The 12847-nt window shown below is 72.2% G+C and carries 11 protein-coding genes; 9 read left to right on the plus strand and 2 right to left on the minus strand.

Going from position 1 to position 12847, the window contains the following annotated elements:
* Window positions 1-24: 24 nt before the first annotated feature.
* Complete coding sequence (locus tag ACZ4SF_RS28910; protein WP_468389776.1) at window positions 25-1521, plus strand: acyl-CoA synthetase; 1497 nt, start codon at window positions 25-27, stop codon at window positions 1519-1521.
* A 67-nt stretch (window positions 1522-1588) separates the two neighbouring features.
* Here ACZ4SF_RS28910 and paaK read toward each other — a convergent pair whose 3' ends face one another.
* Complete coding sequence (paaK, locus tag ACZ4SF_RS28915; RefSeq protein WP_468389778.1) at window positions 1589-2893, minus strand: phenylacetate--CoA ligase PaaK; 1305 nt, start codon at window positions 2891-2893, stop codon at window positions 1589-1591.
* 225 nt (window positions 2894-3118) lie between these two features.
* Between paaK and ACZ4SF_RS28920 the strand changes: the two genes are divergently transcribed.
* Entirely contained in the window at window positions 3119-3976 is an 858-nt protein-coding gene (locus tag ACZ4SF_RS28920) for an alpha/beta fold hydrolase (protein WP_468389781.1), read from the plus strand.
* Between the two features lie 77 nt (window positions 3977-4053).
* On the opposite strand, the gene ACZ4SF_RS28925 is transcribed toward ACZ4SF_RS28920, so the two are convergent.
* Window positions 4054-5673, minus strand: coding sequence for an acyl-CoA synthetase (locus tag ACZ4SF_RS28925; protein ID WP_468389784.1), 1620 nt, complete (start codon window positions 5671-5673; stop codon window positions 4054-4056).
* A gap of 189 nt (window positions 5674-5862) precedes the next feature.
* On the opposite strand from ACZ4SF_RS28925, the gene ACZ4SF_RS28930 reads away from it, so the two are divergent.
* The 7 genes from ACZ4SF_RS28930 (at window position 5863) to ACZ4SF_RS28960 (ending at window position 12700) form a co-directional block, all read left to right on the plus strand.
* On the plus strand, window positions 5863-6663 hold the full coding sequence (locus ACZ4SF_RS28930) for a crotonase/enoyl-CoA hydratase family protein (protein WP_468389786.1): 801 nt from the start codon (window positions 5863-5865) through the stop codon (window positions 6661-6663).
* Window positions 6664-6678: 15 nt separating this feature from the next.
* Window positions 6679-7629, plus strand: coding sequence for a Zn-ribbon domain-containing OB-fold protein (locus ACZ4SF_RS28935; RefSeq protein ID WP_468389789.1), 951 nt, complete (start codon window positions 6679-6681; stop codon window positions 7627-7629).
* Window positions 7626-8696: a thiolase domain-containing protein gene (locus ACZ4SF_RS28940; RefSeq protein ID WP_468389791.1), complete on the plus strand. Its 1071-nt coding sequence runs from the start codon at window positions 7626-7628 to the stop codon at window positions 8694-8696. The genes ACZ4SF_RS28935 and ACZ4SF_RS28940 overlap by 4 nt, the downstream gene beginning before the upstream one ends.
* Window positions 8693-9859, plus strand: a complete 1167-nt coding sequence (locus ACZ4SF_RS28945) for a thiolase domain-containing protein (RefSeq protein ID WP_468389794.1) — start codon at window positions 8693-8695, stop codon at window positions 9857-9859. Before ACZ4SF_RS28940 ends, ACZ4SF_RS28945 begins: the two co-directional genes overlap by 4 nt.
* A 117-nt stretch (window positions 9860-9976) precedes the next feature.
* Complete coding sequence (locus ACZ4SF_RS28950; RefSeq protein WP_468389796.1) at window positions 9977-10219, plus strand: DUF397 domain-containing protein; 243 nt, start codon at window positions 9977-9979, stop codon at window positions 10217-10219.
* A 140-nt stretch (window positions 10220-10359) separates the two neighbouring features.
* Window positions 10360-11262 (plus strand): universal stress protein, encoded by a 903-nt coding sequence (locus tag ACZ4SF_RS28955; RefSeq protein WP_468389799.1) that lies wholly within the window; start codon window positions 10360-10362, stop codon window positions 11260-11262.
* A 196-nt stretch (window positions 11263-11458) separates the two neighbouring features.
* Window positions 11459-12700: an extracellular catalytic domain type 1 short-chain-length polyhydroxyalkanoate depolymerase gene (locus ACZ4SF_RS28960; protein ID WP_468389801.1), complete on the plus strand. Its 1242-nt coding sequence runs from the start codon at window positions 11459-11461 to the stop codon at window positions 12698-12700.
* Window positions 12701-12847: the final 147 nt, after the last annotated feature.

Below are 12847 nucleotides of genomic sequence, written 5' to 3' on the forward strand. Positions count from 1 at the left end.
CCGGCGGCCCGAGGATCGGCTGTCATGATGCAGGGACACGGCAGTACGGTCGACGGGGTGCTGCGGCGCAGCGCCCGCCGCACCCCGGCACGCGTCGCGGTGGAGTACGGCGAGCGCTCATGGACGTACGAGGAACTGGACGACGCCGTCTCCCGCGCAGCGGCGCTGCTGCTCGCCGAAGGACTCGCACCCGGCGACCGGGTCGCCGCCTACGGCCACAACTCCGACGCCTACCTGATCGCCTTCCTCGCCTGCGCCCGCGCGGGTCTGGTCCATGTACCGGTCAACCAGAACCTCACCGGCGACGACCTGGCGTACCTCATCGGCCAGTCCGGCAGCTCCCTGGTCCTCACCGACCCCGACCTGGCGGAACAACTGCCGCACGGGGTACAGACGTTCCTGCTGCGCGACGCGGACGACTCGCTGCTCAACCGGCTTCCGGAAGCGACGCCGTACGCCGGTCCCGAGCCGCGCACCGAGGACCTGGTGCAGCTGCTGTACACCTCCGGTACGACCGCCCTGCCCAAGGGCGCGATGATGACCCACCGGGCCCTGGTGCACGAGTACCTGAGTGCCATCACGGCGCTCGATCTGAGTGCGGGCGACCGTCCGGTGCATGCGCTGCCGCTGTACCACTCGGCGCAGATGCACGTGTTCCTGCTGCCCTCTCTCGCGGTGGGCGCGACGAACCTCATCCTCGACGCGCCTGACGGGGACCGGCTGTTCGACCTGATCGAGGCGGGCCGCGTGGACAGCCTGTTCGCGCCGCCCACGGTGTGGATCGGGCTGGCCAACCGGCCCGACTTCGCCACCCGTGACCTCGGCGGCCTGCGCAAGGCGTACTACGGCGCCTCGATCATGCCGGTGCCCGTGCTGGAACGGCTGCGGGGTCGTCTGCCGAAGCTCGCCCTCTACAACTGCTTCGGGCAGAGCGAGATCGGCCCGCTGGCCACCGTGCTCGGCCCCGACGAACACGAGGGCAGGCTGGACTCCTGCGGCCGGACCGTACTGTTCGTGGATGCCCGGGTCGTGGACGAGAACGGCGCGGACGTGCCGGACGGCACGCCCGGCGAGATCGTCTACAGGTCACCCCAGTTGTGCGAGGGGTACTGGGACAGACCCGAGGAGACCGCCGAGGCCTTCCGTGACGGCTGGTTCCACTCCGGCGACCTCGCGGTACGGGACGCCGACGGCTGCTTCACCATCGTCGACCGGGTGAAGGACGTCATCAACTCCGGTGGTGTGCTGGTGGCTTCGCGTCAGGTCGAGGACGCCCTCTACACCCATGAGGCGGTCGCCGAGGCCGCCGTGATCGGCCTGCCCGACGAGCGGTGGATCGAGGCCGTCACCGCGGTCGTCGTCCGGCGCGGCGAGGTGACGGAGGACCAGCTCATCGCGCATGTGAAGGACAAGCTCACGCCGTTCAAAGCACCCAAACGGGTCCTGTTCCTGGACGCGCTGCCACGCAACGCCAGCGGCAAGATCCTCAAGCGCGAGCTGCGGGACCGCTTCAGCGGCTAGCCGGAGCCGGTGCCGGCAGCAGCGCGTCGGCGGCGACTCGGGGTGCGGCAGCGCCGATTCGCGGGGGCTACCCGGCGTCGCGGGGCCGCAGGTCCACGATGCGGCGGATCTTGCCCACGGACCGCTCCAGGGTCTCCGGCTCCACGATCTCCACGTCGACCGACACGCCGATGCCGTCCTTGACGGCGGCGACGATGGCCCGGGCCGCCGCCTCCCGCACCTCCGGCGGCGCGTCCGGGCGGGCCTCGGCCCGGACGGTCAGGGCGTCCAGGCGTCCCTGCCGGGTGAGCCGCAGCTGGAAGTGCGGCGCCACACCGGGCGTACGCAGCACGATCTCCTCGATCTGGGTCGGGAACAGATTGACCCCGCGCAGGATCACCATGTCGTCACTGCGCCCGGTGATCTTCTCCATCCGCCGGAACACCCGGGCCGTGCCCGGCAGCAGCCGGGTGAGGTCCCGTGTCCGGTACCGGATGACGGGCATGGCCTCCTTGGTCAGCGAGGTGAACACCAGCTCTCCCCGCTCGCCCTCCGGCAGTACCTCGCCCGTGAGGGGATCGACGACCTCGGGATAGAAGTGGTCCTCCCACACATGGAGGCCGTCCTTGGTCTCCACGCACTCCTGAGCCACACCGGGACCGATGACCTCCGACAGTCCGTATATGTCGACGGCGTCGATCGCGAACCGCTCCTCGATCTCGCGGCGCATCCGCTCGGTCCACGGCTCGGCCCCGAAGATGCCCACGCGCAGGGAGGTGCCGCGCGGGTCCACGCCCTGCCGCTCGAACTCGTCCAGCAGCGTGAGCATGTACGACGGGGTCACCATGATGAGGGACGGTTCCAGGTCACGGATGAGCTGGACCTGCCGGGCCGTCATGCCGCCGGACGCCGGGACGACCGTACAGCCCAGGCGCTCGGCACCATAGTGGGCACCCAGACCACCGGTGAACAGCCCATAGCCGTAGGCCACATGTGCGATGTCGCCGGGCCGTCCACCGGCCGCGCGGATCGACCTCGCCACCATGTCCGCCCACATGGAAAGGTCGTTCTCCGTGTAGCCGACCACCGTGGGGCGTCCCGTGGTGCCGCTGGAGGCGTGCAGTCGGCGGACTTTCTCCCGCGGCACGGCGAACATGCCGTACGGGTAGTTCTCGCGCAGGTCGGCCTTGGTCGTGAAGGGGAAGTGGGCCAGGTCGGCGAGCGAACGGCAGTCCTCCGGGCGGACACCGGCCTTGTCGAAGGCGTCCCGGTAGAACGGCACGTGCTCGTAGGCGTGCCGGAGCGAGGCGCGCAGCCGTTCCAGCTGGAGGGCCCGCAGCTCCTCGGGCCCGAGCCGTTCGCCCGCGTCGAGCAGGTCCGTCGCTTCCGCCATCGGGACGTCTCCTCACCAGCCGTGCTTCCCGGCCGACCGATCATTCGGTAGATGTCGTCGAGGTCAGTAATTCAGGCCACTCCGCCTCCTCGCAAGAGGTCCCGCGGAATTTTTCCGCGCGGGAGGCCCGGCCGGGCGCGGGCGCAGGTCGAGAGGCGTGTCAGGTACGGCCGGGTGTCCTGAAATGCCTTGCGGCCGGGTGGGGTGTCTCACGATGATCGACGCATGCCGACCTTCACCGCAGCCGACGGCACCCGGCTCGCCTACCACCTGCGGGGTGCCGGAGAGCCCCTCGCCGTGCTGCCCGGTGGTCCCATGCGTGCCTCCGCCTACCTCGGGGATCTCGGCGGGCTCACCGCGCACCGCCGGCTGGCCCTGCTCGACCTGCGGGGCACCGGTGACTCGGAGGAGCCGGCGGACACGGCTACGTACCGCTGTGACCACATGGTCGAGGACGTGGAGGCATGGCGGGCCCACATGGGTCTGGAGCACATGGATCTGCTCGCTCACTCGGCAGGTGCCGCCCTGGCGATGCTCTATGCGGCCCGCAACCCGCACCGGATCCGGCGGCTGGTGCTGATCACCCCCAACCCCTCCGCCCTGGGCATGCGGGCCACTCCCGAGGACCGGCTGACCGCGGCCCGGCTACGCGCGGACGAGCCGTGGTTCGGCGAGGCGTTCCCCGCCTTCCGGGCCTGGCTCGCGGGTGAGACGGAATTCGACGACGTCTTCCTGCCGTTCTTCCACGGGCGCTGGGACGACACCGCCCGGGCGCACGTCGCAGCCGAGCTGGAGCAGACCAACGAGGAGGCGGGCGACCGCTACTTCGCCGAGGGTGCCTTCAGCCCGGACGCGACCCGGACCGCCCTCGCCGCACTGGCCGCGCCGGTCCTGGTGTACGCGGGCGAACTCGACGGCGGACCGCGCCCCGACCTCGCCCGCCGCACGGCAGCGGCCTTCCCGAACGCCGAGGTGACCGTCCAGCCCGGCGCCGCCCACTACCCCTGGCTGGACGACCCCGAGCGGTTCCGTGCCTCCGTCGCCGCCTTCCTCGCCGAGCCCGTGGGCAGCGCTCTGCCCTGAGCAGACCGGGCACCGCGGGGCAGGCGCCGCAGCCCGCAGCCCGCAGCCCGCGGTGCCCGCTGGTCCCGTCGCGGGAGCTACGGCTGCTCCGCCGCCACCGCCACCGTCCGCGCCCACCGGTAGTCGGCCTTGCCGCTCGGGGATCGCTGGATGGTGTCCGTGATCACCAGCTGGCGGGGGACCTTGTAGCCCGCCAGCCGGGTGCGGCAGTGGTGCTGGATGTCGGCCAGCGAGGGGCGCGGCGCTCCGGCGCGCAGTTGCACCACGGCGGCCACATGGTTGCCCCACCTGGTGTCCGGCACCCCGGCGACCAGTGCGTCGTACACGTCGGGATGTGCCTTGAGGGCCTGCTCGACCTCCTCCGGGTAGACCTTCTCGCCGCCGGTGTTGATGCACTGCGAGCCGCGCCCCAGGACCGTGACCACGCCGTCCTCGTCGACCGTCGCCATGTCGCCCAGCAGCACCCAGCGCCGGCCGTCCTTCTCGAAGAACGTCTCGGCGGTTTTCACCGGGTCGTTGTAGTACCCGAGCGGCACATGGCCGCACTGCGCGACCCGGCCGACCTCCCCGGCCGCGACCGGTTCGTACGTCCCCGGATCCACCACCCGCGTCCGGGGGTTGACGCGGATGCGGAAGCCGCGTTCGGGCCCGGAGTCCTCGGTCGCGGTGCCGTTGAAGCCGGACTCCGACGAACCGAAGTTGTTCAGCAGCAGGGCGTTCGGGACCAGTTCGCGGAACTCGCGGCGCACCGTCTCGGACATGATCGCGCCCGACGAGGAGACGCTGAACAGGGCCGAGCAGTCGGTGCCCTTCATCGGCCCGCTCAGCGCGTCGATCAGCGGCCGGAGCATCGCGTCACCGACGAGCGACACGCTGGTGACCCTCTCCCGCTCGATCGTCCGCAGCACTTCCTCCGGCACGTACTTGCGGTGCAGGACGACCCGCTGGCCGAAGCCGAAGCCGATGAACGCGGTGAGGGTCGAAGTGCCGTGCATCAGCGGGGGAGTGGGGAAGAAGGTGATCCCGGAGCCGCCCGCGGCGACCCGCTCGGCCAGTTCCTCCGGCGCCTTCACCGGCTCCCCGGTCGGCGCCCCACCGCCCAGCCCGGCGAAGAACAGGTCCTCCTGGCGCCACATCACGCCCTTGGGCATGCCGGTCGTGCCGCCGGTGTAGATGATGAACTGGTCGTCCCCGGAGCGCACCGGAAAGCCCCGCCCCGGTGCCCCGGCGGCCTCCGCCGCGGCGAACGGCACCGCCCCCGGCACCGCCTCGGCGGCCGGTGCGCCCACCCGCAGCAGGTGCCGCAGCTTCGGTGCCCGCGGCAGCGCCCCCGCAACCCGCTCCTCGAACTCCGCGTCGAAGACCAGGGCGACCAGGTCGGCATCCCGGTAGAGATACACCAACTCCTCTTCGACGTACCGGTAGTTGACGTTCACCGGGACGACCCTGGCCTTCAGGCACGCCAGCACCGTCTGGAGGTACTCGACGCCGTTGTACAGATGCAGGCCCAGGTGCTCCCCGGGGCGTATCCCGCTGTCGAGGAGGTGGTGGGCGATGCGGTTGGCCGCGGCGTCGAGTCCCGCGTAGGTCAGCCGGCGCTCCGCGCCCGTGCCGGGGTGGTCGAGGTACACGAGCGCCTCGCGGTCCGGGACCACGTCGACGACCGATTCGAACAGGTCGGCAAGGTTGTACTCCACCGCTTCCTCCTGACCCCGGCAGCCCTCGTGAGGAGAGGCGCATCGGTCGGTTCGCCGGTCATCAGAGCAAAGCGCACGGCAACTGTGAAGGGTCCGCGCGAAACAAATCTGACTGACTGTCAGAAAACCCTTGAAGTGCCTCCGCGCCTCCTGCAACCTGTTCTCGTTCTGACCGAGGGGAGATGGCCCATGGGTGGGACGGAACACCTCAGCGTGCAGCGAGAAGGCGCCACACTGGTGCTCACGCTCAACCGGCCCGACGCAAAGAACGCGCTCTCACTGGCGATGCTCGTCGGCCTGTACGACGGCTGGACCGAGGCCGACGCGGACGACTCGGTCCGCTCCATCGTGCTCACCGGGGCCGGCGGCGCGTTCTGCGCCGGCATGGACCTGAAGGCCCTGGCCGGTGACGGCATGCAGGGGCAGCAGTACCGCGACCGACTCAAGGCCGATCCCGACCTGCACTGGAAGGCGATGCTGCGCCACCATCGCCCCCGCAAACCGGTGATCGCCGCCGTCGAGGGCCCCTGCGTCGCCGGCGGCACCGAGATCCTCCAGGGCACCGACATCCGGGTCGCGGGCGAGTCCGCGACCTTCGGTCTGTTCGAGGTCAGGCGCGGCCTGTTCCCGATCGGCGGCTCCACCGTCCGCCTCCAGCGCCAGATCCCGCGCACGCACGCCCTGGAGATGCTCCTCACCGGACGCCCCTACAGCGCCCGGGAGGCCGCCCGCATCGGCCTGATCGGGCACGTCGTCCCCGACGGCACCGCCCTCGCCAAGGCCCTGGAGATCGCCGGACAGGTCAACGCCTGCGGCCCGCTCGCCGTCGAGGCCGTCAAGGCGTCCGTGTACGAGACCGCCGAGCTGACCGAGAGCGAGGGCCTCGCCGCCGAACTCGCCCGCGGCTGGCCGGTCTTCGACACCGCCGACGCCAAGGAGGGCGCCCGCGCCTTCGCGGAGAAGCGGCCCCCCGTCTACAAGCGCGCCTGACCCGAGGAGCCCCCGATGCCCGAAGTCCTGTCCGCGCCACTCGTCGTGGAGTTCCCCTTCACCCGCTCGCTCGGACCCGTCCAGAGCGCCTTCCTCACCGGACTGCGCGAACGGGTCGTGCTCGGCGTGCGGACCACCGACGGCCGCATCATGGTCCCGCCCGTCGAGTACGACCCCGCCACCGCCGACGAGATCCGCGACCTGGTGGAGGTCGCCCCCACGGGCACCGTCACCACCTGGGCATGGAACCACGCCCCGCGCCGCGGCCAGCCCCTGGACACCCCCTTCGCCTGGGTCCTGGTCCGGCTCGACGGAGCCGACACCGGCCTCCTGCACGCCCTGGACGCCCCCGGCCCCGACGCCGTCCGCACCGGCATGCGGGTGCGCATCCGCTGGGCGCAGGAGCCCACCGGCGCCATCACCGACATCGCCTGCTTCGAGCCGTACGACGGCGCACCGGAGCAACCGCACGGCCACCACGGCGCGTTCGGCAACCCGCTCACCGGCATCGTCGCGCACGCCCGCCTCGACTACACCTACTCACCCGGCCGCGCCCAGTCCGCCTACATCCATGCCCTCTCCGCCCAGCGGACCGTCGGCGAACGCTGCCCCTCCTGCCGGAAGGTCTACGTCCCACCGCGGGGTGCCTGCCCCACATGTGGGGTTGCCACAGCAGAACAGGTCGAAGTGGGGCCGCGGGGCACAGTCACCACCTTCTGCATCGTCAACATCAAGGCTGCCCATACGGCGAATCTCGACATCGAGGTGCCGTACGTCTACGCGCACATCGCCCTGGACGGCGCCGACCTCGCCCTGCACGCCCGGATCGGCGGCATCCCCTACGACCAGGTGCGCATGGGCCTGCGCGTCGAGCCGGTGTGGACCGAGGGTGCCCGCTTCCCCGACCACTACCGGCCCACCGGCGAACCCGACGCGGACTACGAGACGTACAAGGAGCTGCTGTGACCAGCGAAGAAGCGTACGGTCCCCGGGACATCGCCGTCGTCGCCTTCGCGCAGACCGACCACCGGCGCTCCACCGAGGACTCCTCCGAGGTCGAGATGCTCATGCCGGTCCTGCACGAGGTCCTGGCCCGGACCGGCCTGAAGACCGCCGACATCGGCTTCACCTGCTCCGGCTCCAGCGACTACCTCGCCGGCCGCGCCTTCTCCTTCACCCTGGCCCTCGACGGCGTCGGCGCCTGGCCGCCGATCTCCGAGTCGCACGTCGAGATGGACGGCGCCTGGGCGCTGTACGAGGCCTGGACCAAGCTGCTCACCGAAGACGCCGACACCGCGCTCGTGTACTCCTACGGCAAGTGCTCACCCGGCTCGGTCCGGGACGTGCTGACCCGCCAGCTCGACCCGTACTACCTCGCCCCCCTGTGGCCCGACGCGGTCGCTCTGGCCGCCCTCCAGGCGCAGGCCCTCATCGACGCCGGGCACACCGACGAAGCCGCCCTCGCGGCCGTCGGCGCCCGCAACCGCGCCGCCGCCGTCGCCAACCCGCACGCCCAGCTCAAGGGCACGGTGGCGCAGGGCGACCACGCCGTACGGCCGCTGCGCACCGGCGACTGCCCGCCCGTCGGCGACGGCGCCGCCGCCGTCGTACTCGCGGCGGGGGAGCGGGCACGGCAGCTGTGCGAGCGGCCCGCCTGGATCCGGGGCATCGACCACCGCATCGAGCCCCACAGCCTCGGCGTGCGCGACCTCACCGACTCGCCCTCCGCCCGGCTCGCCGCCGAGAAGGCGGGCGCCTTCGAACGTCCCGTCGACACCGCCGAGCTGCACGCACCGTTCAGCGCGCAGGAGGTGATCCTGCGCCGGGCCCTCCGTCTCGACGACAGCGTGTGCGTCAACCCCTCCGGCGGCGCCCTGGCCGCCAACCCGGTCATGGCAGCCGGACTCATCCGCATCGGCGAGGCGGCCGCCCGCATCCACCGAGGCGCCTCCGACCGCGCCCTCGCCCACGCCACCTCCGGCCCCTGCCTGCAGCAGAACCTGGTCGCCGTACTCGAAGGGGATCCACGATGAGCAAGGAGCCCGTGGCCGTCACAGGAGTCGGCCAGACCAAGCACGTGGCCGCCCGCCGGGACGTGTCGATCGCCGGACTCGTCCGTGAGGCGGCCCGACGGGCCCTGGACGACGCCGAAACGACCTGGGCCGACATCGATGCCGTCGTCATCGGCAAGGCGCCCGACTTCTTCGAGGGCGTGATGATGCCCGAGCTGTACCTCGCCGACGCACTCGGCGCCGTCGGCAAGCCCATGCTGCGGGTGCACACCGCCGGCTCGGTCGGCGGCTCCACGGCGCTCGTCGCGGCCAACCTCGTCGCCGCCTGCGTCCACAGCACCGTGCTCACCGTCGCCTTCGAAAAACAGTCCGAGTCCAACGCCATGTGGGGCCTGTCCCTGCCCATTCCCTTCCAGCAGCCCCTGCTCGCCGGCGCGGGCGGCTTCTTCGCCCCCCACGTCCGCGCCTACATGCGACGCAGCGGCGCCCCCGACACCATCGGCGCCCTCGTCGCCCACAAGGACCGGCGCAACGCCCTCAAGAACCCCTACGCCCACCTCCACGAGCACGACATCACCCTCGAGAAGGTGTTGGCGTCGCCCATGTTGTGGGACCCCATTCGCTACTCCGAGACCTGCCCGTCCTCCGACGGCGCCTGCGCCATGGTCCTCACGGACCGGGCCGGCGCCGCCCGCGCGCCCCGGCCGCCCGCCTGGCTGCTCGGCGGCGCCATGCGCAGTGAACCCACCCTGTTCGCCGGAAAGGACTTCGTCTCCCCGCAGGCCGGCAAGGACTGCGCCGCCGACGTCTACCGGCAGGCCGGCATCGCCGATCCGCGCCGGGACATCGACGCCGTGGAGATGTACGTGCCGTTCTCGTGGTACGAGCCCATGTGGCTGGAGAACCTGGGCTTCGCCGCGGAGGGCGAGGGCTGGAAGCTCACCGAATCCGGCGTGACCGAACTCGACGGGGACCTGCCGGTCAACATGTCCGGCGGGGTGCTGTCCAGCAACCCCATCGGGGCCTCCGGCATGATCCGCTTCGCCGAGGCCGCTCTCCAGGTGCGCGGACAGGCCGGGGAACACCAGGTGGACGGCGCCCGCCGGGTGCTCGGGCACGCCTACGGCGGCGGCTCCCAGTTCTTCTCCATGTGGCTCGTGGGCGCCGAGCCCCCCGACTCCTGACGGACCGGCCGGAGCGGTCCGGCCGGACTCCCGAAAGGTCCTCTTCACGTGCCCTGTCCGCGGTAGCGGGCGGTCGCTAGGCTGACCCGCGGACGACGAACCGGGAGGAGCACGGACGTGGCCGAGAGCATCACCCAGCAGAAGCCGCTCGTGGGCTGGGACAAGCCGGAGCTGGATCTCAGCAGGGCCGAGTGGCAGTCCAGCAGCCGAGGTCTGGGCGATGTCCAGATCGCCTTCGTCGAGGGCTTCATCGCGATGCGCAACAGCGGCCGGCCGGAGAGTCCTTCCCTGATCTTCACCCCCGCGGAGTGGGGCGCCTTCGTCTCCGGCGCCCGCGAAGGCGAGTTCGACCTGACCTGAGGCCCGACCGGAATCCTCACCTGGACCGGGGTGTTCCGGACGGATTTGCGGACACGTGACCCGGCAGCGCCCTGCTGGGGCCAGGCCTGAGCGAGGCTGGCCCCAGCAAGGGGAAGGTCGTGTTCCGGAGGTGAGGAAGGATGAGCGCTGCGCCGGTCATCGCCGCGGTCGACGGTTCCGAGGAAAGCCTGCGCGCCCTGGACTGGGCCCTGGACACCGCCCGCCGCCGTGCGGCACCGCTGCGAGTCGTGCACGTACGCCAGTACGCCGCCTGGGGCCAGGCCGACGTGCTGGTCGCCGCGCCGCCCGAGGCGGAGGGCGACCCGGTGCTCGACGAGGTCCGCGCCCGGCTCACGGACCGCTCCGACGTCCCGGAGGTCGAATACGTCGCCCTGGAGGGGGTCCCGGGTGCCGTACTGCCCGAACTGGGCACCGACGCCGCGCTGTTGGTGCTCGGCTCCCGGGGCCGCGGCGGCTTCGCCAGCCTGCTGCTCGGCTCCAACGGCCTCGCCACCGCCCGGGACGCCGAGTGCCCGGTGGTCGTCGTACCGCCACCGGGCCGCGAGGTGCACGGGGAGGGGCCCGCCGAGCCGGGGCCGCGCGTCGTCGTAGGCCTGCATGTCGACAGCCCGGACGAGGGCGCCCTCGCCCTCGCCTTCGCGGAGGCCGACCTCCGCGAGGCCCGGGTGCAGGTGATCGCCGCCTATCCGTGGCCGGTGCAGACCTGGTCGGCCCCCGGTCAGCCGGTGCCGCCCCCGGTCGACCGGGACGCGGTGGAGAACGAGACCCGCACCCTCGCCGAGGGCTTCCTCGCCCCGCACCGCCGACGGCACCCGGGGGTCCGCGCCGAAGCCGAGGCACTGCCCGGCGACGCGGCCGGCCTCCTGGTCGCCGCCTCCAGGGACGCCGAGCTGGTCGTGGTCGGCCGGCACCGCAGGCGGCTGCTCGCCCCGGCCCGCATGATGGGCTCGGTCACCCAGGCGGTGCTCCTGCACGCGGCGAGCCCGGTCGCGGTGGTTCCGCCGGCGCCGCCGGAGGAGTGAGGGCGCGGCGGAGGCGGCGTAGCAGACCGTACGGCGCCCGGCAATGCACCCGAAGCCGACTGCCGGCGTCAGGGCTGTGGTGCGCGGCGCCATGGTGCCCGGCCACACCCGGACCTACGGTTCCGCCACCCCCGGCGCTCCGGGCGCCGCCCGTGCGGGAGCGGCCGGGGCACGTGTGCCCACCGAAGGAGCCGCCATGCCCCTGCCCCCGTTCCACACGGCACCAGGAGCACCACCACGTGCCCGACTCCTGAGCCGCATCCTCGCCGTACTCGCCGTCGTCCTCGGCACCGCACTCGCCGGCCCCGCGCCCGCCGCCCACGCCTCCGTCACCCTCACCCGGGTGAGCGACTTCGGGTCCGACCCGGGTGCCCTCACCATGTACGTGTACCGGCCCGCCGGCCTGCCGGCCCACCCACCGGTCGTCGTGGCCCTGCACGGCTGCACACAGAGCGCCCAGGTCTACGCCGACAACTCCGGACTGCCCCGGCTCGCCGACCGCGACGGCTTCCTGCTGGTGTTCGCGGAGACGGGCACCGCCAACAACCCGAACAAGTGCTTCAACTGGTTCCAGACCGCCGACAACCGGCGCGGCCAGGGCGAGGCCCTGTCCGTCCGGCAGATGGTGAGCCACGCCGTCACCGCCTACGGCGCCGACCCGCAGCGGGTCTACGTCACCGGCCTGTCCGCGGGCGGCGCCATGACCGCGGTCATGCTCGCCGCCTACCCCGACGTCTTCTCCGCGGGCGCGGTCGTCGCCGGCCTGCCCTACGACTGCACGAAGGACAGCAGCCCCTACATCTGCATGAACCCCGGAGTCGACCACAGCCCGGCCGACTGGGCCCGGCGGGTCCGCGACGCCCACCCCTCGTACGCCGGACCGTGGCCGCGCGCCGCCATCTGGTACGGCGACCAGGACACCACCGTCGTACCGCGCAACGCCGTCGAGCTGCGTGACCAGTGGACGGCGCTGCACGGACTGTCCCAGACCCCCACGCGGACGGCCGTCATCGGCCCGGACGCCACCCGGCAGGAGCAGTACCTGGCCGCCGACGGCACGGTCGCCGTCGAGGTCGACCGCGTCCCGGGCATCGGGCACGGCACCCCGGTCGACCCCGGCACGGGCAGCGAGCAGTGCGGCAGCACCGGCGCCCCCTACTTCCTCGACTCGATCTGCTCCAGCCGCTGGATCGCCCGGTTCTTCGGCCTCGACACCTCCGACCCGGGCGATCCGGATCCGGGCGGCGGCGACACCTCCGCCTGCTGGACGGCGAGCAACCACGCCCACGTCCAGGCGGGACGGGCCACCACCAGCGGCGGCTACACCTACGCCCGTGGCTCCCACCAGAACATGGGCCTGTACAACACGTTCCTCACTCACACCCTGAAGGAGTCGCCCACGGGCTACTTCACCATCGCCGACTCCAGCTGTCCTTGACGACACGTCAGCCGAGGCCACCCGGAGCCGGTCACCGGCACGGGCCGCCATGGTGGCCGACGACCCCCTGAGGGCCGTCAACATGGCGGCCCCACACATGTCCGCAAGCACCACGGCACCCCTAGCCTCCAGCCCGTCACCAACCCG

Source organism: Streptomyces sp. NPDC027663, assembly GCF_055566415.1.